This window comes from Gluconacetobacter aggeris (assembly GCF_014174395.1).
Classification (GTDB): Bacteria; Pseudomonadota; Alphaproteobacteria; order Acetobacterales; family Acetobacteraceae; genus Gluconacetobacter; species Gluconacetobacter aggeris.
Genome location: NZ_JABEQD010000007.1, coordinates 103,037 through 127,506 on the forward strand (window position 1 = coordinate 103,037; position 24,470 = coordinate 127,506).

The 24,470-nt window shown below is 66.5% G+C and carries 20 protein-coding genes; 14 read left to right on the top strand and 6 right to left on the bottom strand.

Annotated elements, in window-relative coordinates; all coding sequences use genetic code 11:
* Nucleotides 1–119: 119 nt before the first annotated feature.
* Nucleotides 120–2,852 carry a preprotein translocase subunit SecA gene (gene secA, locus HLH36_RS11510; protein WP_182986513.1) on the bottom strand — a complete coding sequence of 911 codons (2,733 nt, stop codon included), beginning with the start codon at nt 2,850–2,852 and terminating at the stop codon, nt 120–122.
* Nucleotides 2,853–3,093: 241 nt separating this feature from the next.
* Here secA and HLH36_RS11515 point away from each other — a divergent pair, with 241 nt between their 5' ends.
* The 12 genes from HLH36_RS11515 (at nt 3,094) to HLH36_RS11570 (ending at nt 16,462) form a co-directional block, all read left to right on the top strand.
* The gene (locus tag HLH36_RS11515) at nt 3,094–4,032 is read left to right on the top strand and encodes a peptidylprolyl isomerase (protein WP_182986514.1); all 939 of its coding nucleotides are present in this window, start codon (nt 3,094–3,096) and stop codon (nt 4,030–4,032) included.
* Between the two features lie 130 nt (nt 4,033–4,162).
* Entirely contained in the window at nt 4,163–5,395 is a 1,233-nt protein-coding gene (argJ, locus tag HLH36_RS11520; RefSeq protein ID WP_182986515.1) for a bifunctional glutamate N-acetyltransferase/amino-acid acetyltransferase ArgJ, read from the top strand.
* 37 nt (nt 5,396–5,432) lie between these two features.
* Nucleotides 5,433–6,047 carry an RDD family protein gene (locus HLH36_RS11525; RefSeq protein WP_182986516.1) on the top strand — a complete coding sequence of 205 codons (615 nt, stop codon included), beginning with the start codon at nt 5,433–5,435 and terminating at the stop codon, nt 6,045–6,047.
* Between the two features lie 20 nt (nt 6,048–6,067).
* A complete protein-coding gene (gene thiM / locus HLH36_RS11530) occupies nt 6,068–6,907 on the top strand; it encodes a hydroxyethylthiazole kinase (protein ID WP_182986517.1) in 840 nt (279 codons plus the stop codon).
* A 108-nt stretch (nt 6,908–7,015) separates the two neighbouring features.
* The gene (locus tag HLH36_RS11535; protein ID WP_182986518.1) at nt 7,016–9,502 is read left to right on the top strand and encodes a mechanosensitive ion channel family protein; all 2,487 of its coding nucleotides are present in this window, start codon (nt 7,016–7,018) and stop codon (nt 9,500–9,502) included.
* Nucleotides 9,495–10,232, top strand: coding sequence for a 2OG-Fe dioxygenase family protein (locus tag HLH36_RS11540; protein WP_182986519.1), 738 nt, complete (start codon nt 9,495–9,497; stop codon nt 10,230–10,232). The genes HLH36_RS11535 and HLH36_RS11540 overlap by 8 nt, the downstream gene beginning before the upstream one ends.
* A gap of 19 nt (nt 10,233–10,251) precedes the next feature.
* Complete coding sequence (locus HLH36_RS11545; RefSeq protein ID WP_182986520.1) at nt 10,252–11,628, top strand: MBOAT family O-acyltransferase; 1,377 nt, start codon at nt 10,252–10,254, stop codon at nt 11,626–11,628.
* Entirely contained in the window at nt 11,603–12,661 is a 1,059-nt protein-coding gene (locus tag HLH36_RS11550) for a hypothetical protein (RefSeq protein ID WP_182986521.1), read from the top strand. Before HLH36_RS11545 ends, HLH36_RS11550 begins: the two co-directional genes overlap by 26 nt.
* Before the next feature lie 129 nt (nt 12,662–12,790).
* Nucleotides 12,791–13,927 carry an ABC transporter permease gene (locus HLH36_RS11555; protein ID WP_182986522.1) on the top strand — a complete coding sequence of 379 codons (1,137 nt, stop codon included), beginning with the start codon at nt 12,791–12,793 and terminating at the stop codon, nt 13,925–13,927.
* Nucleotide 13,928: 1 nt separating this feature from the next.
* The gene (locus HLH36_RS11560; RefSeq protein ID WP_182986523.1) at nt 13,929–14,726 is read left to right on the top strand and encodes an ABC transporter ATP-binding protein; all 798 of its coding nucleotides are present in this window, start codon (nt 13,929–13,931) and stop codon (nt 14,724–14,726) included.
* Nucleotides 14,727–14,729: 3 nt separating this feature from the next.
* Complete coding sequence (locus HLH36_RS11565) at nt 14,730–15,704, top strand: MlaD family protein (RefSeq protein WP_182986524.1); 975 nt, start codon at nt 14,730–14,732, stop codon at nt 15,702–15,704.
* A gap of 245 nt (nt 15,705–15,949) precedes the next feature.
* Nucleotides 15,950–16,462 (top strand): PqiC family protein, encoded by a 513-nt coding sequence (locus HLH36_RS11570; protein WP_338030438.1) that lies wholly within the window; start codon nt 15,950–15,952, stop codon nt 16,460–16,462.
* A 7-nt stretch (nt 16,463–16,469) separates the two neighbouring features.
* On the opposite strand, the gene HLH36_RS11575 is transcribed toward HLH36_RS11570, so the two are convergent.
* The 3 genes from HLH36_RS11575 to HLH36_RS11585 all read right to left on the bottom strand — a co-directional run bounded on the left by HLH36_RS11575 (nt 16,470) and on the right by HLH36_RS11585 (nt 19,434).
* Nucleotides 16,470–17,522 (bottom strand): purine nucleoside permease, encoded by a 1,053-nt coding sequence (locus HLH36_RS11575; protein ID WP_246376766.1) that lies wholly within the window; start codon nt 17,520–17,522, stop codon nt 16,470–16,472.
* A 62-nt stretch (nt 17,523–17,584) separates the two neighbouring features.
* Nucleotides 17,585–19,168: an adenosine deaminase family protein gene (locus HLH36_RS11580; RefSeq protein WP_182986526.1), complete on the bottom strand. Its 1,584-nt coding sequence runs from the start codon at nt 19,166–19,168 to the stop codon at nt 17,585–17,587.
* Between the two features lie 47 nt (nt 19,169–19,215).
* Nucleotides 19,216–19,434, bottom strand: coding sequence for a DUF1653 domain-containing protein (locus HLH36_RS11585; protein WP_182986527.1), 219 nt, complete (start codon nt 19,432–19,434; stop codon nt 19,216–19,218).
* 147 nt (nt 19,435–19,581) lie between these two features.
* On the opposite strand from HLH36_RS11585, the gene HLH36_RS11590 reads away from it, so the two are divergent.
* Nucleotides 19,582–20,106: a hypothetical protein gene (locus HLH36_RS11590; protein ID WP_408871884.1), complete on the top strand. Its 525-nt coding sequence runs from the start codon at nt 19,582–19,584 to the stop codon at nt 20,104–20,106.
* 38 nt (nt 20,107–20,144) lie between these two features.
* On the opposite strand, the gene HLH36_RS11595 is transcribed toward HLH36_RS11590, so the two are convergent.
* Together HLH36_RS11595 and HLH36_RS11600 are read right to left on the bottom strand one after the other, a co-directional pair.
* Nucleotides 20,145–20,840: a creatininase family protein gene (locus tag HLH36_RS11595; protein ID WP_182986529.1), complete on the bottom strand. Its 696-nt coding sequence runs from the start codon at nt 20,838–20,840 to the stop codon at nt 20,145–20,147.
* Nucleotides 20,841–20,864: 24 nt separating this feature from the next.
* Entirely contained in the window at nt 20,865–21,902 is a 1,038-nt protein-coding gene (locus HLH36_RS11600) for a GntR family transcriptional regulator (protein WP_182967660.1), read from the bottom strand.
* A gap of 227 nt (nt 21,903–22,129) precedes the next feature.
* On the opposite strand from HLH36_RS11600, the gene HLH36_RS11605 reads away from it, so the two are divergent.
* Nucleotides 22,130–24,469 (top strand): TonB-dependent receptor domain-containing protein, encoded by a 2,340-nt coding sequence (locus HLH36_RS11605; RefSeq protein WP_246376753.1) that lies wholly within the window; start codon nt 22,130–22,132, stop codon nt 24,467–24,469.
* Nucleotide 24,470 lies beyond the last annotated feature (1 nt).

The window sequence follows — 24,470 nt, forward strand, 5'->3', positions numbered from 1 at the left end:
CGGGCCGCGCCCGTCGTGCGTTTCCGAGCACCGAAGCGGAGCGGCCTATATGGCCGTGAGCATCGGAGCACAGGAAACGCGCGCCGGATCGCCACCAGCGCGCATTTACGGCCAGCCTCTCAGGCTAGGCGGCCGTGGCAGTGTTTGTACTTCTTCCCCGACCCGCAAGGGCAGGCCGCATTGCGCGGCGTCTCGCCCCAGCTCGACGGATCGTCAGGCAGGATCGCACTGGCCCCGATCGGGGTCGCGATCGTCACGTCACCCGCGGTCTCGGCGAACAGCGCGCCCGGACCCGGCTCCGAGGTCAGGCCCGGCACATGCGGATCGGCATGGATCTCGGCGGCGTGCGAGAACGGATTGTCCAGCACCGGCGGCGCCACTTCCACCCGCGCCATGGTCGAGGTCACGCGCAGGCGCATATCATCGAGCATGGCGCTGAAGAGCTGGAACGCCTCGTGCTTGAACTCGTTCAGCGGGTCCTTCTGGCCATAGGCACGCAGCCCGATCCCCTGGCGCATCTGGTCCAGCGCCAGCAGATGTTCCTTCCACGCCGAGTCGAACGTGGTCAGCAGCACCTGCTTCTCGATATAGCGCATCACCGAGGGGCCGAAATTGGCGGCCTTGGCGGCCTGGGCCTGCGTCGCCGCCTGGTCCAGCCGCTCGGTCACCACATCGCCATCCACCCCGTCCTCACGCGCCCAGTCGACGATCGGCAGGTCCAGCCCCAGGATCTCGCGCGCGTCCTCGGCCAGCTCGGCGCTCTGCCACTGTTCGGCGAAGGCCTTCTCGGGGATGCGCCGGCGCACCATGTCATGGGTCACGTCGGCGCGCATTTCCTGCACCGTCGCCGACAGGTCCTCGGCCGCCATGTATTCCTTGCGCTGGGCGTAGACCTCCTTGCGCTGGTCGTTCATGACGTCGTCATATTTCAGCGTGTTCTTGCGCATGTCGAAGTTGCGGGCCTCGACCTTCTTCTGCGCGCGCTCCAGGGCCTTGTTGATCCACGGATGAACGATCGCCTCGCCATCCTTCAGGCCCAGGCGCTGGAGCATCCCGCCCATGCGCTCGGTCCCGAAGATGCGCATCAGATCGTCTTCGAGCGAGATGAAGAACCGCGAATTGCCCGGATCGCCCTGCCGCCCGGCACGGCCGCGCAACTGGTTGTCGATCCGGCGGCTTTCATGCCGCTCGGTGCCGATCACATACAGTCCGCCCGCCTTGCGGACGATGTCGTGATATTCCGCCACCTGGGCGCGGATCTCGGCCTCGCGCCGCGCCTTTTCCTCGGGGTCGGTCACTTCCGCCAGCTCCTGGCGGATGCGCATCTCCACATTGCCGCCCAGCTTGATGTCGGTGCCGCGCCCGGCCATGTTGGTGGCGATCGTAATCGCCCCCGGCGCGCCGGCCTGGGCCACGATCGTCGCCTCCATCTCGTGGAAACGCGCGTTCAGCACATTGTGGCGGATGCCCCGCTTCTTCAGAAGCTCCGACAGATACTCGCTCTTCTCGATCGATGTCGTACCCACCAGCACCGGCTGCGGCGTCTTGGCAATCTCCTCGATCAGATTGCTGACGGCCTCGTATTTCTCGCGCGCGGTCAGATAGACCTCGTCGTCCTCGTCCTTGCGCGACACCGGCAGGTTGGTCGGAATCTCGACCACGTCCAGCTTGTAGATCTCGGCGAACTCGTCGGCCTCGGTCATCGCGGTGCCGGTCATGCCCGACAGTTTGGGATAGAGGCGGAAGTAGTTCTGGAAGGTGATCGAGGCCAGCGTCTGGTTTTCCTGCTGGATCTCGACATGCTCCTTGGCTTCCAGCGCCTGGTGCAGCCCGTCGGAATAGCGGCGGCCATCCATCATGCGGCCGGTGAATTCGTCGATGATGATCACCTTGCCGCCACGGACGATGTAATCCACATCGCGCGCGAACAGCGTATGGGCGCGCAGCGACTGCTGCACATGGTGGATCACCGCGATGTTGTGGATGTCGTACAGCCCGCCCTCGGACAGCACGCCCGCCTCGCGCAGCATGGTCTCGACCTGTTCCGACCCCGAATCGGTCAGGATCACGGTGCGGAACTTCTCGTCCTTCTCGTAAGTCTCGGGCAGCTTGACCAGCTCGCGCACCACCTCGTCGACCGAGCGGTAGAGGTCCGAACTGTCGTCGGCCGGCCCCGAGATGATCAGCGGCGTCCGCGCCTCGTCGATCAGGATCGAATCCACCTCGTCGACGATGGCATGATGGAACGGGCGCTGCACCATGTCCTCGATCCGGTACTTCATGTTATCGCGCAGATAATCGAAGCCGAATTCGTTGTTGGTGCCGTAGGTGATGTCGGCCCGATAGGCCGCGCGCCGCTCCTCGTCGGCCATGTTGGGCACGATCACGCCCGTGGTCAGCCCCAGGAAGGCATAGATCTGGCCCATTTCCTCGGCATCGCGGCGGGCAAGGTAGTCGTTGACCGTCACCACATGCACGCCTTTGCCGGCCAGCGCGCTCAGATAGACCGCCAGCGTCGCCACCAGCGTCTTGCCCTCGCCGGTCCGCATCTCCGCGATGCGCCCGGCATGCAGCACCATGCCGCCGATCAGCTGCACGTCGAAATGGCGCATCCCCAGCACGCGCCGCGCCGCCTCGCGCGCCACCGCGAACGCCTCGGGCAGCAGCGCGTCCAGCGACGTGCCGTTCGCGATCCGCTCCCGGAACTCCACCGTCTTGGCCGCAAGGGCCGCATCATCCAACGCACGCAGCGCGGGTTCGTGCGCGTTGATCTCGGGCACGCGGCGCTGGAATGCCTTCAGAGAGCGATCGTTGGCGGTTCCAAACAGGGCACGGGCAAGACTGGCGAACATGTAGACCTTCCGGAATGGCGCGGCCCCACACCCGGCCGGACCCCCGGACGGGCTGGAACTGGAGCAAGGGCATTCTCGCGCGCGGCATCTGAGATAGGACCCACACCGCCACCGGTCAACCGAAGCCGGCCCCGGCGGCTGTCTCGAAAGCCTCGCCATCCCCCATCCCGCCCAGCCTTGCAGGACCGGGCAGCCTCGGCCATGATGCCACGGACGCTTTATATCTTAGGGTTCTCAACACATGCGGCCTTCCAGCCCGGCAGCCTCCATTCTGGCGGCAGCCCTGCTCGTTCCTGCGCTTTCCATTCCTCATGCCCATGCCGCCCCGGCCGCGGCGCCCGCGCCCGCCGCCACGGCCCAGCCGGCGCCCCCGGCCAATCCGAACCCCGTCGTCGCCAGCGTGAATGGCGAGGACATCCATCTCGACGACGTGCGCCAGGCCGCCGCCGGCATGCCGCAGCAGCTGCGCCAGCTGCCGCCGAACATGATCTTCCCGATGCTGCTGAACCAGCTGATCGACCAGAAGGCGATCCAGCTCGCGGCACACAAGGAAGGGCTGGAGAACCAGCCCGAGATCAAGCAGCAGATGCAGACCGCCGCCGCCAACGCGCTGCAGAACGCCTATCTGTCGCAGAAGGTCACGCCGACGCTGACCGACGCCGCGATCCAGGCCTATTACGACCAGAACTACGCCAACAAGAAGCCGGAGCAGGAAGTCCACGCCCGCCATATCCTGGTGGCGACGGAAGCCGAGGCGAAGGACGTCATCAAGCAGCTCAAGAGCGGTGCCGATTTCGCGGCCCTGGCCACCAAGCTGTCGACCGACAAGGCGTCGGCCAAGCAGAATGGCGGCGACCTGGGCTGGTTCAAGAAGGGCGACATGCTGCCGGCCTTCTCCGATGCCGCCTTCACGCTGAAGCCCCACACGATCAGCCCGACTCCGGTGCACACGCAGTACGGCTGGCACGTGATCGAGGTACTGGAAACCCGCACCGCCGCCGTGCCCAAGCTGGACGCCGTGCGTGACGAAATCCGCCAGAAGCTGATCCAGCAGGGCGTCCGCGACGCGGTCGAGAAGGCGGTCTCCGCCGTCAAGGTCGTGCGCTTCGATCCCAGCGGCAAGCCGATCGCCGACACCCCCGCCCCGGCGGCGGCCCCGGCTGCTCCGGCCAAGAAGTAACGACCCATCCGGTCGCACTCCCGGTTTCACATGAAACCGGGGGGTGCGACCGCTCTACAAAGACCCATATCCATTCCCCGGCCCCCGGCGGGCCGGACCATGCCGCCCCCCAGAAAAGAAGACCGGACCGATGGCTCCCCTCCCCGTATCCCCCCTCGCCCGCGCGCTGCCGGACCTTCCGCCCGTGGCCGGGGTGCGTTTCGGCGCGGCGGCGGCCGGTATCCGCTATGTGGGGCGGACCGATCTGGTGATGGCGGATTTCGCCCCCGGCACCACGGTCGCGGGCGTCTTCACCCGCAACAAATGCCCCGGCGCACCCGTCGACTGGTGCCGCGCCGCCCTGCCCGACGGCTCGGCCCGCGCGCTGGTGGTCAATGCCGGCAACGCCAATGTCTTCACCGGCCGCGCGGGATATGAAGCCACGCAGGCCAATGCCGCCGACGCCGCCCGCCTGGTCGGTTGCGCGGCCAGCGAAGTCTTCCTGGCCTCCACCGGCGTGATCGGCGAAGTCCTGCCCTTCGAGAAGATTTCCACAGCCCTGCCGGGCCTCTACGCCACCCTTTCGGAAACCGGCTGGGAAGACGCCGCGCGCGGCATCATGACCACCGACACCTTCCCCAAGGCCGCGGTGCGCGAGACGGAGATCGGCGGCGTGCCGGTCCGCATCCAGGGCATCGCCAAGGGCAGCGGCATGGTGGCGCCGGACATGGCGACCATGCTGTGCTTCGTGGCCACCGACGCCGCCCTGCCCCCTTCGGTCCTGCAACCGCTGCTGGCCGCCGGCACCGACCGCAGCTTCAACCGCACGACGGTCGATTCCGACACCTCGACCTCCGACATGGTGCTGCTGTTCGCCACCGGCCAGGCCGGCAACCCGCCCGTCACCACCCCGACCGACCCGGCGCTGGCGCCGTTCGCCCAGGCGCTGAACGCATTGCTGCTGGAACTGGCCCTGCTGGTGGTGCGCGATGGCGAAGGCGCGACCAAGCTGATCGAGATCCAGGTCAAGGGCGCCGTCAGCGACGAATCCGCCCGCAAGGTGGCCATGGCCGTGGCCAATTCCCCCCTGGTCAAGACCGCGATCGCGGGCGAGGACGCCAATTGGGGCCGCGTCGTCATGGCCGTGGGCAAGAGCGGCGAACCCGCGAACCGCGACACGCTGTCGGTCGCCATCGGCGGCGTCTGGATCGCGCGCGAGGGCACAGTCGTCCCGGGCTATGACGAAACGCCGGTCGTCGCCCACATGAAGGGCCCGGAGATCGAGATCACGATCGACCTTGGCCTGGGCAACGGCACCGGCACGGCCTGGAGCTGCGACCTGACCCACGGCTATATCGACATCAACGGGTCCTATCGCAGCTGACAGATCCCGGCTGACCGACCCGCGCGGAGACCGCTCCATGCCCGACGTGCCCCCGCTTTCCGATCCGTTCGGCAGCCTCCATCCCCGCCATGTCTGGGTCTATGCGGGCTTCTGGTTCCGGGCGCTGGCCTGGGTCATCGACGCGTTCATCCTCAGCGTGCTGGGCGCGATCATGCGGCTCCTGCTCTCCCCCAGCCTCACCGTCACGCTGACGAACGGCGGCTCGGCGTCGGACAAGTACCAGATCTCGGACATCATCCGCGTCAGCGACGTGATCCGCGACGTGCCGGTCGATTATTCCTATTCCTATAGCGGTTTCCATCCCACATGGCATGGAAACGGGCTGTACGAGATCCTGCAGCTTCTCCTGCCGGCACTCTATTATATCCTGTTCGAATCCTCGCGCCTGCAGGGCACGCCGGGCAAGCGGGCCTGCCACATGCGCGTGGCCGATCTCCACGGCCAGCGAATCGGCATCGGCCGCGCCGCCCTGCGCTATTTCGGCCATTTCCTGTCCGTCCTGACGCTCGGCCTGGGCTTCCTGATGGTGGTATGGACCCGGCGCAAGCAGACCCTGCACGATCTTCTGGCCGGCACCTGCGTCATCCGCCGGCAGGAAGAAGCCCTCGTCAGCTTCACCCCTCCGGCGTGAGCGGGCGGGAGCCCCCGCCCATGTCGAACGCACTCTTCACCCCCGACGCCGTAGCCACGACGCTGGAACGCGTCCGGGCCGCCACGCCGCTGGTCCATAACATCACCAATATCGTGGCGGCCAACAGCACGGCCAACGCCCTGCTCGCACTCGGCGCCTCGCCCGCCATGGTCGATGCCGAAGAGGAAGTCGAAGCCTTCGCCGCCCTGGCGGCCGCGCTGGTGGTCAATATCGGCACCATCACCGCTCCCCAGGCCGCCGCCATCGCGCGGGCAACCCGCGCTGCGCAACGTGCCGGCACACCATGGATTCTCGATCCGGTGGCGCTGGGGGCACTCCCCTTCCGCGCCCGCGTCGCGCTGGACAGCCTGGCCCATGCCCCGCGGGCGATTCGCGGCAATGCCTCGGAAATCATGGCGCTCGCCCACCTGCGCGACGGCCACACCGAACCACCGGCCGCCGGACGCGGCGTGGATTCGCTGGAAACCGCCGAACGGGCCCTGGCGGCAGCGCGCCGGCTGGCACGGGCAACCGGCGCCTGCGTCACCGTCAGCGGCGCCACCGACTACATCACCGACGGCACGCAGGTCGCCACCGTGGCGAACGGACACCAGATGATGACGCGCGTCACCGCGCTGGGCTGCACCGCCACCGCACTGGCCGGTGCCTGCCTGGCCGTGGAACCCGACGCCATGGCCGCCTGCGCGCACGCCATGGTCCTGCTCGGCCTGGCAGGGGAATGCGCGGCGCGCGGGGCCACCGGACCGGGCAGCCTGCAGGTGCGGCTGCTGGACATGTTGTACCATCTGGACCGCGATACGGTGACGCGCCAGGCACGGATCGCTATCCTGCCTCCCTGAGCCTGACTGGACATGCGCGCCCGGTCGCCACCGGCACGCATGTCCAGTCAGGCTCCGATCGACGATCAGGTCCACCCCGGCCCATCTTCCAGGAGGTCATACCCAGGCATGTCGGTTTTCCCCGTTCGCGGTTCTTCCTTCCCCCGCGCCGGATGGCGCCCATGCCGGGTGATGCCGATCCTGGCGCTGCTCCTCGGCTCGCTCCTCCTGCCTGCAATGCCCGGCCGCGCCGCCGATGCAGCGCCCTCCTCACCGTCGGCGATGACCGCCCAGCAGGCGCAGCAGGTCCTGGGCGTGCTGAACGACCCGCAGAAACGCGCCGAGTTCACCCGCACCCTGACCGCAATCGCGAACGGCCTGCCCCAGGCTGCGCCCGCCACACCGGCGGCCGCAGCCACGCCTCCCGCTGCGTCCGACAAGTCGGATGTGGCGCTGGAACCCGACAGCGTGGGCAGCGACGTGCTGGACGAACTGTCGACCATGCGCAACGGCATCGTCCGCCAGGCGCGCAGCTTCGCCGCCCTGTTCGCCGACCTCGCCTTCGTCGGCCACTGGTTCCGCACCGAACTGTCCGACCCCGCATCGCGACATGCCCTGTTCGATGCATTCGGCCAGGCGGGACTGGTGATCCTCCTCGCACTGGCCGCCGAGCGCGGCCTGTCGATCGCGCTGCGCCGCCCCCTGAGCAGCATCACCGCCCGCGCGGTCGAGGCCGAGCGCCGCCTGAACCAGCGCGCGGCCCAGGTCCAGGCCGAAGACAGTGCCTCCGTCCCGCCCGGCGCAAGCCAGGCCGAACGCACGGTGGAGGACACCAGGCGCCAGGACGACCGCAAGCAGGTCGAAACCCTGCGCATCATCCGCCGGTTTCCCTTCTCGCTGCTGCATCTGCTCACCAAATTGCTGCCCGTGGCGCTGTTCCTGGGCGTCGGCTATGCCGGGGCGGCCTTCTTCGGCGATAACGACCAGGCGGAACTGGTCACGCTGACGCTGGCCAACGCCTATGCGGCGGCGCGCGGCATGTACCTGCTGGTCGAAACGGTCCTGGTACCGAAATCGCCCACCATCCGCCTATGCCGCGCCTCGGACCGCACGGCGCGGATCATCACGCGCTGGTGGAACGTGCTGGTCGCCATGCCCTCGATCGTCGTGTGCCTCTCCACGCTGGGCGGATTGTTCCACCTCGCCCCGCGCGGGACCGAGGCCCTGATCCGCGCCCTGGTGCTGGCCGAACATCTCATGATCGCCGTGTTCATCTGGCGCATCCGCCATCAGATGGCCGCGTCCCTGCAACCGCCCGCCCGTTTCCAGAAGAGCGCGTTCTGGCTCTTCCTCGGCCGGCTGGCGCAGCTCTGGTGGCTGCCGGCCATGGTGTTCGACCTGGCGCTGTGGCTGGTCTGGGCCACCCATACCAGGGGCGGCTATGCCTGGATCTGGCGCACCACGGTCCTGACCATCATCGTCATCGTCGTCTCGCGCGTGCTGTCCCTGCTGCTCTTCGGCGCCCAGAACCGGCTGTTCCATATCAACGACGATGTCGAAGCCCGCTATCCGGGCCTGCGCGCCCGGGCCGACTATTACTACCCCTATGCACGGCGCTCCCTCTCGGCGCTGCTGGTCTTCGCCACGGCCGTCATCCTGTTGCAGGCATGGGGTATTCCCGCCCTCTCCTTCTTCCTGCACGGCGAACTCGGCACCCGGATCATCGCCGCCATCCTGTCGATCCTGATCGCCTTCACGGTCGCCATCGTGGTCTGGGAGGTCGCGAACGCCGCCCTGCAGAACCAGGTCAACCGCTACGAGACCAGCGAGCAGGTCTCGCGCGCCATCCGGCTGCGCACGGTCCTGCCGATCATCCGCACCGTGCTGCTGACGGTCATCGTCATCATCGTCGCCGTCACCACCCTGTCGCAGATCGGGCTGAACGTCGCCCCGCTGCTCACCGGCGCCGGCATCATGGGGGCCGCGATCGCCTTCGGCTCGCAAAGCCTGGTGAAGGATTTCATCACCGGCTTCTTCATGCTGGTGGAAAACGCCATGCAGGTCGGCGACTGGGTCACGGCGGGGGGCGTGTCCGGCACGGTCGAACATCTGTCCATCCGCACGCTGCGCCTGCGCACCACGTCGGGTGATGTGCATATCATCCCGTTCTCGTCCGTCACCTCCATCGCCAACACGTCGCGCGACTATAATGTCGTCATCGTCAGCTTCATGCTCGACCTCAGCGAAAACCCGGACCGCGTGGCGTCCATCCTGGCCGACGTCGTCGCCGGCATGCGCACCGATGACCTGTTCGCGCCGCTGATCCTGAGCGACTTCACCTTCCTCGGCGTCGACAATGCCGACGGCAACGGCGCGAAATTCGTCGGGTCGTTCCGCACCACGCCGGGCAGCAAGTGGAGAGTGTCGCGTGAATATTATCGCCGGCTGGGCCTGCGCATGGTCGCCGAAGGGGTGAAGTTCCCCATTCCCACCTCCATTTCGATGATGACCAATTTCGGCGCCACGCCCCTTATGATCGGACAGGCCGAGCCGGCAGCGCCTGCCAATACCAACACCGCGCCGGCGCCCCTCCAACCGGACCCGTCGCATGACTGACACGCTCCTGCCGGCCGATCTCGCCGGCGTCGAATTCCCCCTGGCGCAGGGCGGCTTCGCCTTCCTGCATGCGCCCACCACCCACGCCCTGCTCGCACCCTACGGCCTGGCCGACTGGGACGGATTCGCCGCAAGCTGGAACCGGCTGGGGCTGGACCGCTACATGGCCGATGGCGGCCGCTATCGCCGGCGTCGGCACGCCACCTATACGGTTTCGGCAGACGGCATCGAACGCAAGAAGCACCAGCCGCATTACCAGAGCCGCGATTACAACGAGCTGAATGGCGGCATCGAACGCTGGTTCCGCCCCGTGGAGGCCGCCATCGGCACCCACCCGGCGCTGACCGCCGTGCTGCGCCTGATGCGGCGCCTGGTCACGGACCTCACCCCGCCCGACCGGCGCCCCGACGCCTGGCATGTCGAAATCCACCAGTTCCGCATCGAGGCCCGCGCCGAGGAACCCGGCGAGCCGACACCCGAAGGGCTGCATCGCGACGGCGTGGACTGGGTACTGGTCCTGATGGTCCAGCGCGAGAACGTGGCCAGCGGCGAGACGACGATCCACGATCTCCATCGCCGCCCGGTCGGGCATTTCACCCTCACCAAACCGCTGGACGCCGCCCTGGTGGACGATAACCGCGTCTATCACGGCGTCACCGCCGTCCGGCCGCTCGACCCCGCCCGCCCCGCCTGGCGCGACGTGCTGGTCGTGACCTTCCGGCACCAGTAAGGCCGCGTCCCCGGCCATCATGCTGTTCAGCACCCAGGCCTTCCTGCTCGGCTTCCTGCCGCCGACGCTCGCGCTGTTCTATCTGTGCGCCGGCAACCGCGCGGCGCGGCAGACGGTGCTGGTCGCGGCCTCGCTGCTGTTCTACGGGCTGTGGAACTGGCACTTCGTCCCCGCCCTGGCAGTACTGACGCTGGCCAACTGGGCGCTGGGCCGCGCCTGGGCGGCCACCGGGCGCCGGCTCTGGCCGATCGCGGGGATCGTGCTGAACCTCACGATCCTCTTCGTCTTCAAATACGCGCATTTCTTCGCGGACAGCCTGGCCTGGGCGGCAGGCCGGCCCCCGCCGGCCTGGACCATCCTCCTGCCGCTGGGCATCTCGTTCTTCACCTTCCAGAAAATCGCCTACCACGCCGACCTGCTGCGCGGCGCCCGTCCCGTGCGCGGCGCGCTCGATTTCCTGGAATTCGTGACTTTCTTTCCCCAGTTGATCGCCGGCCCCATCGTCCGCCATTCGGAAATCGTGCCCCAGTTCGGCACCGATCCGCGCGGCCCAGCAATGTGGGAGAACCTGTCGCGCGGTGCGATGCTGCTGCTGCTGGGGCTGGCGAAAAAGGCCGGTCTGGCCGACACGCTGGCCCTGACCTGCAATCCGCTCTTCGCCCACGCGGCTGGCGGCGCCACGCCGACTCTCGCCGAAGCCTGGGTCGCCGCCCTCACCTACACGCTGGAAATCTTCTTCGATTTCTCGGGCTATTCCGACATGGCGATCGGCATGGCGCTGATGTTCGGCCTGCGCCTGCCCTTCAATTTCGACGTACCCTACCGCGCCACCAGCATCCGCGCCTTCTGGCAGCGCTGGCACATGACGCTGTCGCGCTTCCTGCGCGATTACGTCTACATCCCACTCGGCGGCAACCGGCGCGGCCCGGCGCGCCAGATGGTCAATCTGGTGGCGACCATGATGCTGGGCGGATTGTGGCACGGCGCGGGCTGGACCTTCGTCGCCTGGGGCGCGCTGCATGGCGCGGGGCTGGCGGTCAATCATGCCTGGACCCGCGCGGGCCTGCGCCTGCCGGCATTGGCGGGGTGGGCGATGACGATGCTGTTCGTCATCATCGGCTGGGTCCTGTTCCGGGCGCCCGATTTCCCGACCGCCGGCCGCGTGCTGGCCGGCATGGCCGGCCTGGGCGGGCCGGGCCATACCAAAATCGTCGATGCGGCGGTGTTCTGGATCGCCCTGGCCGTCGCGCTGGTCGGCCCCTCGTCGCAGGACGCCATGCTGCGGTGGCTGCGCCCCAGCCCGCTGATCGCGGTGCCCGCCGCGATCGCCTTCATCTTCCTGCTGCTGCTGATCGGCGGACGGATTCCCGATGCCTTCATCTATTTCCAGTTCTGACCCCGGCCAGGGCGCGGCCTGGCGCCGCTTCGCCCGCGCACTCGCCCTCACGGCAGCCGGGGTCGGGGCATTCGTCTACCTGTTCGTCACCCTCGTCGATCCATGGGGCATGCTGCCCCTTTCGCCGCCCTGGCACCGGATTCCGATTTCCAGCAACGCGCGCTACAGCATGCCGGCCCTGGCCGTCAGCCCCCGCTTCGATTCCGCGATGGTCGGCACCTCGACCGGCCGCCTGCTGCAGCCGGCCATCCTCGACGCCCCGTTCGGCGCCCATTTCGTCAACATGGCCATGAACAGCGCGACGCCGTGGGAACAGGACCGCATCCTGCGCCTGTTCCTCCGCCACCATCCCGCCCCACGCGTGGTGCTGATCGATATCGACGCCGAATGGTGCTTCGCCGACCGCCACGGCCTGTCCGGCCCCAACCGCCCGATGCCCGACTGGATGTACGAAGGCTCGCCCTGGCGCGGCTATCTGGAAATGATGAACATGTATGCGGTGCAGGAAGCCGCCAACCAGTTCATGTGGCTGACCGGGCACAAGAAACAGCGTTTCGGCTCCGACGGCTATACCAGCTTCGTACCGCCCGACAGTCTCTACGACCCACACCGGGTGGACGAATTGTTCCGCACCTGGGCGTTCGATACGGCCCCGGCAAAGGGGCCGGCGGCACCCCCGGCTTCAATCCCCTTCCTGGCCCGCCTGCTCGACGCCATTCCGGCGGAAACCGCCAAGATCCTGTGGTTCCCCCCCTCGGCGCGCGAACAGCAGGGTGCCCCGGGCACCCAGGTCGCCGCCACGCGCGCCGCCTGCCGCACCGCCATCGCCGCCCTCGCCCGCACCACGCCACACGTTATGGCGATCGACTTCGAAATCCCCGGCCCCCTCGCCGACAGCCGCGCCAATTTCTGGGACCCGATCCATTACCGCCAGGCCGTGGCCCGCATGGTGATGGACGACCTGGCCGCCGCCGCCATGGGTCGAGACGTGGCCCCCACGCAGGCCAGGGTCCTCGTGCCGCCGCATCCCTGATGCGGCCCCCCTTGCCCAACTGCCTCTATCTGATAAGGAAACAGGAGCCGTCAACGCGGCACCCCGTCGCCCGCCCACCCTTTTTCCCAGACCACCCGCCACGGGAATGTCCTGCGATATGGAGAGGCTGTGAACAGTACCGATCGCGGCCAACCGGAATGGTCCCTGCAAGCCGGCGACAATGCCAACGTGATCGTCCTGTCCGGCGACTGGATCGCGCAGCAGGGCCATCTTCCGGAGTTTCCGGCCGATGGCCTGCGGCAGGCGCGCCCCGGCCAGAAGCTGATTTTCCAAACCCATGATCTCGGCCGTTGGGATACCGGGCTGATCGGCTTCCTGTGGGCCCTCAAGCAGGGCGCGGCACAGGCCCAACTCGACATGCGCGCCGAGACCCTGCCGGACGCGGCGCGCAAGCTGCTCGATCTGCTGCCCGACCGTCCCGCGCCGGCTCCGCCCTTGCCTCGCCGTCGCTACGCCCCCCTGGCGGCCATCGGCACCGTCACCATCGACAGCCTGACCGAAATCGGCACCGTGACCGAGCTGGGCATCGAGACCGCCCGCGGCGGCGTGGCCAGCGTGACCGGCCGCGGCCGGATGCGCCTGACCGACCTGATGTCGAACATCCGCGACGCCGGCCCGTCGGCGCTGCTGATCGTCAGCGTCGTGAACTTCCTGGTCGGCGCGATCCTGGCCTTCGTCGGCGCGGTCCAACTGCGCAAATTCGCGGCCGATATCTATGTCGCCAGCCTGGTCGGCATCGCCATGGTGCGCGAGATGTCGGCGGTCATGACGGCGATCATCATGGCCGGCCGCACCGGCGGCGCCTATGCCGCGCGCATCGCCACCATGCAGGGCAACGAGGAAATCGACGCCCTGACCGTCTTCGGTATCCCGGTCTCGAGCTATATCATCCTGCCGTCGATCCTCAGCCTGACCGCCACCATGCCCTTCCTGTATCTGTACGGATGCCTGGTCGGGATGCTCGGCGGCTTCACGGTGGCGATCGGCATGCTGTCCGTCACCGGCGCCGGCTATTTCCACCAGACGCTCAATGCCGTGGCGCTGAACCAGTTCGTGTTCGGGTTCATCAAGAGCATCTTCTTCGCCATCCTGATCGGGCTGACCAGTTGCCGCATCGGCCTGCAGGCCGGGCGCAGCGCCGCCGATGTCGGCGTGGCCGCAACCCGCGCCGTGGTGGTCGGGATCGTGGGCGTCATCGCGCTGGACGCGATCTTCGCCGTCATCGCGACGACGATCGGAATCTGACATGGCGCCACAAACCCCCGCCGCCGATACAAGCGACACGCTGATGTCCCTCCAGGGCATCACGCTCGCCTTCGGGCCGAAAGTGATCCAGAAGGACATTTCCTTCGACATCAAGCGCGGCAGCATCTTCGCCGTCATGGGCGGCTCGGGCTGCGGCAAGAGCACCGTCCTCAAGAGCATGATCGGCCTGTTGCGCCCCACCGCCGGCCATTACCTGGTCGATAGCGAGGATTACTGGACGGCCGACCCAGCCCACCGCCAGACGGTCAGCCGACGCTTCGGCGTGCTGTTTCAGAGTGCCGCGCTATGGAGTTCGCTCACGGTCGGCGAAAACGTCGCCCTGCCGATGCAGATGCTCACGAAGATGGACCCCGCCACCGTCCGCAGCCAGGTGGAACTCAAGCTGGGGCTGGTCGACATGCTGCACGCCATCGACCAATACCCGTCCGAGCTCAGCGGCGGCATGAAGAAGCGCGCCGGCCTGGCCCGTGCCATGGCGCTGGACCCGGACATATTGTTCTTCGACGAGCCCTCCGCCGGGCTCGACCCGATCACGTCGGCCCGGCTGGACGATCTGATCCTGAACCTGCGCGACGGTCTGGGGGCCACCATCGTCATCGTCAGCCACGAACTGCCCAGCCTGTTCAAGATCGCCGATGACGGGATCTTCCTCGACGCCAAGACCAAGACCCCGATCGCCCACGGTGCGCCGTCCTGGCTCCACGATCACTGCGACGAACCGCAAGTCCACGCCTTCATGCACCGCGAACGCGAAACCGAGTCCGGGAGGACCGACTGACCCATGGCAAATCGAGAAACGATCGTTGGCGCCTTTGTCGTCGGGGGTGTGGCCCTGGGCATGGGGGCCCTGATATTCTTCGGAAATTTCAACCTCTTCTCGCCCACAAGGCAAGCTACCGTGGTGTTCCAGGGCTCGACTTCGGGCCTCAGCATCGGCGCGTCGGTCACCTTCCGCGGGGTGCGGGTCGGCGCGGTCGATTCCATCTCGATCACCTATGATGCCCGAACCCATGCCGCCTATATCCCGGTAACGGTCGAACTCCAGCCCAACCGCATCTCGATCGCCGGCAGGTCAGGCAGCCACCACAGCCTGACCCTGCAGAGCATGATCGACCACGGGCTGCGCGCCTCGCTGAACATGCAAAGTTTCGTCACCGGCCAGGCGGAGATCGACCTCGATTTCGACCCCTCCGCCCCTGCGGTCCTGCACCCCGACATCGTATCCGGCAAGCGGGTCGAGATCCCGACCCGCCAGTCCGCGATCCAGAAGGTGCAGGAAACCCTGACCCAGCTTCCCCTGAAGGAACTGGCCGACAACGCCCAGGCAGCGCTCGCCAGCATCAAGCAGTTGAGCGAACGGCTGGATCAGGACCTGCCTCCGCTGGTCGACAGCATCAAAGAGACCTCCGACCATTCGCGCATCGCCGTCGACAGCGCGACCCACGCCATCCAGGACCTGGAGCAACGGCTGGGTACGACGCTGACGGCCATCGACCGGCTGGCCAATACCGGCACCCAGCAGCTCGATGCCCGCGGCGCCGACCTGCACGAAGTGCTGCGCAACGCCAACGACACGGTGATCCAGGCCCGCGAGAGCCTGTCCGCCCTGCACGACATGACATCGCCCCGCTCGGCCGACCGCGCGAACATCGACTCCACCCTGCGCGACCTGTCCGCCGCCGCCGCTGCCCTGCGCGGCTTCGCCAGCGACGTCGAACGCAATCCGCAACTCCTCCTAACAGGACGCCGCCCATGAGAGGCTATTCTCCCAGCCGGTCTGCCGGCGATCCGACGCGCGTTTCTTGCGCTCCGGTGCTCACGGCCATCAAGGCCGCTCCGCTCCGGTGCTCGGAAACACACGCCGGGCGGCCCGCTTCGCGGCCCTCTCGCTCGGCAGACCGGCTGGGAGAACAGCCTCTCCCACGCCGGGATCAACGCGTTCCGGCGTGGCTGGCTGGCCTCGTTCTCCCCGCCCTGCTCGCCGCCTGCGCGTCGCCGCCAGTGCGATTCTACACGCTGGGCGCACCGGCCATCGCAACGGGTGCGGTGCCGGTCGGCGCCGTCACGCCGGCAACGCCGACCGTCGCGGTCGCCCGCGTCACCCTGCCCGATTATCTGGATGGCCAGGACCTGATCGCCCGCGACGGCAACCGGATCGAACGCAGCGCCACCGGCCGCTGGGCCAGCCGCCTGTCCCTGGGCGCCACCGACCTGATCACCGCGCGACTGGCCCAGAGCCGCACCGACCTGTTCGTGACCGACCAGCCACAAATCCTGCCCGCCACCTGGCGGCTGGCGGTCAATATCAGCCGTCTGGACATCGCCCATGACGGCACCGCGTCACTGGCCGCCGACTGGTCGATCATCCCGCATGACGAACACCAGCCGCTGATCCACCAGCGCGCCACCCTGACCCGCCAGGGCCCCGCCACGACCGACGATCAGGTCGCAACACTGACCCAGTCGATTTTGGACGATCTGGCGGAACGCATCGCGGCCGGGTGGCCGCGCTAACGGCCGTCTATTTGCCCTGCATCAGCGGCGTGCCCGGCACATGGTCGGCATACCGGTCCCAATGCAGCGCCAGTTCGCGCACCACGACGCTGCCGACCTGATAGGCGGCAGCGACCGAGGGCAGATAACCTGAATACCCGCCCTCGCTGGCCTCGGATTTCAGCAATTCAGCCGCACTCTCGCCCGGCGGCGGCATGTCGAAATTGCTGCCGGTCCGCAGCACCAGTACCCGCTGCGGGTCCACACGCCCGACCTGCGCCTGAAGCGTCAGCGCCTGCATCAGGCCGATTTCCTCCTCGGCCGTGGTCGCGAAGGTGCCCTTGCCCTCGGTCCAGTAGCCGACCCAGCGCTCCGCCCAGCGGTTCATCCGCTCGCCGACCCAGAAGGTCTCGCTGGACAGCGTGTCGCCCAGCAGCACGGCAGGCGGCTTCTGCGCCTGCGGATACCCGACATAGCGCGCCCGGATCGCCTTCAGCGCCGGCGTGTCGGGCAGTGCCAGCGAACGCGTCAGATTATACGCCCAGCCGACCAGCGCCGGATTGAGCGTATATTCCATGTCGCCCGACAGCGAATGCAAAGGCGGCACCGGCCTGTCGGTCGGCGTGCTGCCCTGGACCGGCGTATAACCATCCGGCCAGTCGGACGGTATCTCCCGCGCATCGATCGCATGCGACAGCCCGCCATTGATGACGCGCGGTGCCCACGCAGCCCCACCGATCGACGAGAAATTGGGATCGATCCCGGCAATGCCCGCCAGCACGAAATAGGTTCGCCGCAGGTCGAAACGCGGGTCCAGCACCAGCGCGGTGATGGCCGAAGCCATATGTTCCGGTCCTTCACCGGTGGCGATGCCCAGCACCTGAAGGTCCGGATTATAGCGCATCACCCCATGCCAGGTGCCCGGCGCCGGCAGTTCCTGCTTCAGCGGCAGCTTTTCCACCCAGGTCTGGAATTCGCCCGGCACGTCACCGGTATCCTTGCCGATCTCGAATGTCGTCACCACCACCACGCGCACGGGGATCTGCGCCGCACGGGCCCCGGCACTCCCACAGGCAGCCATGCCGCCCAGCAGGCAGGCCCCCGCCAGCCACCGGCCCAATCGTTTGCGCGATGCGTGCGTCATCATGCCGGTCCATATCCTTTCGGCCGCGCGGAGCCAGCACCCTGCCCCGCTTCGCGGATCATCATGGTTTCGAAATCATGCAGCCGCGCTTCCAGCGCCCATTGCAGACGCGCCCGGGCACTCGCGGCCAGAAAATCATGGCATGCGCCGCTAGCCGGCATTGCCCCCGTCGGCACGGACGCACAGGCCGCAACCATCCGATACGGCGCCACCCCGCGCCACAGGCTCTCGCCAGGAACAAAGGCATATTCCAGCCCGGCACGCGACAGATCGCGCAAGGCGGCATAATCCAGCGCATAGACCGTCGCCGCCCGCGCATATTCATGCGTCAGGTCGATCCGCGACACCCCCTCGTCATCGGTCGACAGCGCCACCGGCACCCCCGCCGCGCGATAGGCATCGAACGGATGCCCCGCCCCGGCAATGCCGAGAATGACATCGTTGCTGGTCAGGTTGATCTCCACCATCACCCGGCGCCGCGCCATCTCCGCCATCAGCCCGTCCGGATCGTCCTCATGCAGGATATCGACCCCATGGCCGATCCGGCGCGCCCCCGCCACCTCGACCGCCTGCCGGATATGGTCGCGCAACCCCTCGGGCGGCACCATGCCGGGCGCCAGTTCCCCCGCATGCAGCGACAGCTTCACCCCCGGATCGCGCGCGGCCAGCCAGCCGAACATGCGCATATGCAGCCCGTAATCGCGCATCGCCACCGCATCGTCCTCGGGTGCCACGATATTCACACCGACAAAACGCGGATCGGCATGGACGAGCGCATAACCGAAATCAAGCTGCGGAAAGACCATGGCAGGCGGCATGGTGCGGATCGTCTGGTACAGATAGCGCACCGTCACCCCGCATCCCGGCGCAGCCTGCGCCGTTCCGCACCGCAGCACGGCCCGCATCCGCGCCTCCATGGCGTCGACATCCTGCCGCGCCGCCCCAACCAGCGCCGGCAGGTCGGGGCCGATGGCCCGGTCAGCCTCGGCAAACGCCTCGTCATGCAGAGGATGCCGCGCCCCCAGCCCCGCCGCCGCGCCAAGCTGGGGCGAAATCATCAATTCCAGATACAGGACATGATCGCCGGCCGCATGCGTCGCCGCCTCGGCCAGCATGTCGCCGCCATGGGCCGCCTGCGCGGGCATGAAGCGCGCAAAGGTCGCAAAGAAATGGTCATGCCCCGACCGGTCGGACGCGGTCGGCACGAAATCGCGCATCGACAACGCATCGATCATATCCGCCCGCATATCCGGCCGCCCCGACAGATCGGCAGCCCGAACCCCGTCACCACCCGCCACGCAGCCCCCGGCCAGAATACGCCCCTGCACGGGCGAGACGCACAATCCATCCCGCGCCGCCCAGTCCAGCATGCTCTCGGCATAGACGGCACCGGCCAGATGATTATGCAGGTCCGCGCCCTTGGGCATGGCCCGCAGCAGCATATCCAGCCGCGCCGGATCACGGCCCAGCAGCGCGAAAGCGCGCGACGCGGCGTCGGGCGATACGGATTGGGGCGCGGCAAGGGCCTCCCCGGGCAGGATCAGGCCGGCGGCCAGGGCACAGACAACGGAGAATCGCGACATCCCGCGATCGTGCGGCGATCGATTCAAAAAGGCAACAGGCCGCCCGATCAGCCCGTCGCCTCCCGCACGGGGCTGAAACGGGGCACGCCGTCCACCTCCTCGATCCACATGGCCAGCGGCCGCACCCAGTAATCGCCGCGCGCCTCGCTGCGATAGGTCACCAGCCATTCCTCGGTCTCGGAATGCCGGCCGACACAGATCAGCGTGTACAGGCCGCCCTTGTAATGGCGGTACAGACCCGGCTGTGTCCTTTCGGTCTCGTTCATGCGTTACTCCCCTCACGGGGCTCCGGATCGCGGTCCGGAGCCAGCCTTTCCCCAGGCGGCCCCCAGGACCGCCCGCGAACCGACGGACCTCATCGCATGATTCGCCCGCCCCGTCATACAAGCCTGCTCGCCACCCTGGCCGCCGCCATGGCGCTCGCCCCCGCCGCCCTCGCCCTGGCCGCACCCCACCACCCGGCAGCCCCCGCGACCGAGAGCGGCGATCCGGTCATCCTGGCCCAGCAACCCGGCGGCGCGCTGGACCAGGCAGCCCGCACGCTCAATGCAGCCGACCTGGCGGCGGCCACGCGCAAGGGCGATACGCCCGTGGTCCTGGTCGGCTCCGCCCCCCTCTCGACCCGTGCCGGGGACGCGGCCCTGTTCGTGCAACTGCAATCGGCCAATCTGTGCGGCTCGGCCGGCTGCGCCACCTCGGTCTACCTGCGGCGCGGCCGGCGCGACTGGGTCAAGGTGCTGGATTCCGTCAGCGGACCGATCGCCCTCTCACACCGCCTCCATGGCGGCATGCGCGACCTGATCGTGGACGGCACCGACCGCTGGGTCTGGAACGGCACCACCTACCGCGACACCATGCCCGCCGCCCCCGACACCGGCCTGCGCCGCTCGATCGAACGCTTCCAGGCGCAACATCACACGGAACAACCGCCGCAATAACGGGTTGTGCCGGCACCGCCGTCGGGTACCGACCGTGATCAGACCGCCGCAATGACCCGCCGCGTCTCCTCGACCGCGATGGCCCATATGGCGTGCATCTCCGCATCCGCGCGTGCGTAGCGTCCGCCGAAATTGCCGTCGCCCAGGCGAATCCTGACCATTTCGGGCGTCACATCATGCAATTGTTCCAGCATGATGGCCGGCTTCGCCTCATCCGGCTGGGCGATGCCCGCAATACGCGTCCACGGAAAATTCTCCATCCACGACGCATGCATCGCCACTGGATCGGTCGCCGTCACGATACGCCAGGTTTCCGGCGCCCGCCACCAATCATGAAATACGCCTCTGCAATCGATATTTTTCTCGAACCACAATGAGAGTGACGACCAGATCGGACAATTTCCACCGTGCCCGTTCACAAACACAAAGCGACGGAACCCCTGGCCGTGGAGGCTGGTCACGAGGTCCTCAAGAAGGGCAAGATAAGTTTCCGTCCGCAGCGAAATCGTGCCGGGATAGGCAAGAAAACGCGGCGTCATGCCGAACGGCACAACAGGACAGACCGGAATCCCCAGCGGTCCGCAGGCTTCAAGCGCCACGCGCTCGGCCAGGATCGCATCCGTGAACAGGCTCAGATAGGCATGTTGTTCGGTCGAACCGAGCGGGATAACGATGCGATCATCCGCCTCCAGATAGGCCTCGACCTGCATCCAGTTCATCTCGCGTAAATTCATGATGTTTCCTGTGACATGCGCCCCTCACGGCCGCCGTGCGGTCAGCTCGGCGATCAGGCGGCTGACGTCATGGGGATTGGGCGTGTGCTGATATTCAAAATGGATCGATTCGTCGGGGAATTTCAGCCCGAGATCATCCGCGCCGGTGGCGTAGACGATCACATCGGCATTCCTCGTCAGGACCTCGCATTCTGGCGCGTCGATCAGGACGACCACAGGTTCCGCGATATGCGGCGCGAACTGCTGGACACCGGCTTTCATCGACCCCGCGAACTCCGGATTGATGACGACGAGCAGGACGCGACTTCCCGGATCGATCTGCGCCAGTTTCATCCGCGTCTCCATCGACGGAATGAAGGTGATGACCGCCACGCCCAGTCCGGGCAACATACGCGCGACCTCGGTGCGGCGATGTGCAAATGTCACAGCCATCTGACACAAGTCAACACGCTGCCGTTCTGACGGATTCGTCTGCAACTGGGTGATGGTCGTCGGCAGAAACCGTACCTTCCCCTCGCTCAGCCGCTCCATCTGCCGACAATAGGCAATTGTGGTCTGCATGAAATTGCCGACGACCATCACCGATGGCGGGGGCACACCCAGGCCGCCACCTTCCATCCGCGCGCTGACCAGGCCCAGGACCTCGCTCGTGCTCAGCCCCAGCGCCCGGGCACGGGTGACCAACACATCGATCGCGGATTGGATCTCCGAGCCGCGCGCGCCTCGGGCCGACCATCCGGCCATCAGGTCGGCAACGAACGTGCCTGCCCCGGTCCGTCCGCGCAGTACGCCGCCGCGCTTGAGTTCGGCATAGACCTGCCCCACCGTGACCGGGGAAATGCCCAGCCGCTCGGCCAGTTCGCGAACAGGCGGAAGCCGCTGGCCCGGCCTGATGACGCCGAGCCCGATCCCGTATTCGATCTGTCCCTTGAGTTGCGTTCCGATCGGCAGGTCCAGAGTCCTGTCGATCCGAAAGAGGGTCACGTCCAGGCGCTCGCCCCCATCCTGTTCCACCACCTCCGGGTTGGCGCTGTCCTGTCGAATGAGATCCTCCTCCTCCATCGCCGGACCTGTTCGACAACATTCGGGAACGGCGCAACGTGCCTGCTCATATTAGGACGGAAACTTGTTACACACAAGGATGCTAAAATTCGCCAAATCGTCCATTTTGTATCATTGCAGAGTAACATTTTGTGTGCTTAATCCGATAACGGTTCGTTCCGGTCGATGAATGACCTGCCGGCGGACCCGACGACCCGACATGACGCAACGGAGACGCAGGCACGCATATGTTCACCAGAAAGATGAACCCCTTCGGCGCCGCAGCCTTCATGCTGCTGTCCTCGACCGCCCTGGCTGCGACACCGCAGAACGCCACGCCCCATCAGAAGCAGCATGCGAAACCGGAGCGTTCACATGCGGCATCGAGCGCGAAGAACGAAAACGTCATGGTCACCGCGGCACTCCGGGCCGCCCACAGCGCCATCACAGACGTGTCCAGGAAGGACATGGAAAAATTCGTCGCAGGCACAAGCCCGCTCAAGATCCTCGGCAGCCTGACGGGCGCGAACTTCGTGTCCAACGATCCCCTTGGCCTCGATATCTATTCGAAATCGTTCTATGTGCGCGGCTTCAACCAGAGCCAGCTCGGCGCGACGCTCGACGGCATTCCGCTCGGGGACCAGTCTTACAACAAATATAACGGCCTCGACGTCAATTCGGCGATCACACAGGACAATATCGCCCGGATGAATCTCAGCCAGGGCGGCGGCGACGTCACGCTTCCGTCGACCAGCGAACTGGGCGGCGCGATGGAATTCTATTCCGCCGATCCGGCCGACAAGGCAGGCGGCATGATCTCGCAGATGTTCGGCAGCTACAACAGCTATCGCACCTACATAAAGGGCGATACCGGCACCTTCACGCCTTTCGGAACGAAGGCATATGTATCCTATATGCGGGTCGATGCCGATAAATGGAAAGGCTATGGTGACCAGTTCACCCAGCAGGTCAATGCCAAGATCGTCCAGCCCATCGGAAACAACAGCAGTATCAAGGCATTTTTCAACTGGAGCGATCTCGCCCAGTACGAATACCAGGACCTGTCCCTGGAGCTGCTGCACAAGGTAGGCCAGCGCCTGGACAACTACGCGCCCGACTACCGCACCGCCTACCTCGCCGCGCAGGGGATTTATCCCTCGTCCTTCGCCTCGCTGTCCGATCCCGCCGATGCCGCCTACTACAATGGCGGACAGGCCGAACGCGATTATCTGGGCGGCCTGACACTCGATTTCGACATGGGCCACCATATCCGCTGGAAGACGTTGTTCTACGGCCATGGCAGCCAGGAATACTCGACCTGGGCGAACCCCTATGTCGCATCGCCGACCGGCGCCCCGCTATCGTTCATGGTCATCCCCGAGCAGGTCCGGCGCCTGGGTTTCACGACCGAGATGACCCACACCTACGAAAACAACGTGCTGCGCACGGGCGTATGGTTCGAGAATAATTGTTACGATATCGGAAAATATTACTATTCCGAACCCGCCCTCGGGCAGGGCGCTCCGATCGGCGCAGTCGGCCCGTTCAGCACCTATGGCGGCCCGTTCGCCCAGGTCTGGGGCATGGGCTTCAACACCAACACGGTCCAATACCACCTGACCGATACGTACCACATCCTGCCGGGCCTCGCGATCACCGGCGGTTTCAAGTCCCTCGTCGTCACCACGGCCGGCGGTGCGAACGAAAATAACGTCTCCTACACCCATGTCGACCAGTTGCCGAACGGCAGCGTCACCTCATCGGCAGCGTTCCTGCCGCACGTCAATATCGACTGGCATTTCCTCAAAAACCACGAGCTTTATTTCGACGTGGCAGAGAACATGCGCGCCTTCACCTACGAAGGCTACCAGTCGGGTAGCGTGCCGTCCCTGTGGGGCGTCAAAAACCAGGCGGCATTCGATATCGCGCGCCGGACATTGCGTCCGGAACGCAACTGGACCTACGTCGTCGGCTATCATTATTACGGCAAGGTCGTGTCGGCTTCCGTCGACGCCTACCGCTCGAACTTCACCAACCGCCTCGGGCTCATGGCCTCCGGCTCGCTGGTCAATCCGACCTCGACCGTCGGCAATCTCGGCGGCGTAACCATGAACGGCGTGGATGCCGACGTCGTGATCCACCCGATCCGCCATCTCGCAATCGACAACAGCATCAGCTACAATCGCTCGACATACGATAACAACATCACCTCGGCAGGCGTGCTCTATTATCTGCAGGGCAAGAAGGTTCCCGCCTACCCTCAGTTCATGTACAAAACGAGCCTGACCTACAGCTACGAGGGGCTCTCGGCTCATTTCGATGCAAGCTACATTTCACGCCGCTACCTCAGCTACACCAACGATACCAGCGTGCCGGGCTTCTGGATGACGAATGTCGGTGCGCGATACAGCTTCGGCCAGCAGAGCATCTTCCGCGACCTCTCGGTCTCGTTCGATGTCTACAACCTGCTGAACACACCCTACATCTCGACGGTGGGCGAGCAGGGCTTCCCGCTGGTGGGCGACCGCCAGTCCCTGCTGGCAGGCTCGCCCCGCCAGTTCTTCGGCTCCATCAGCGCCAGGTTCTGAC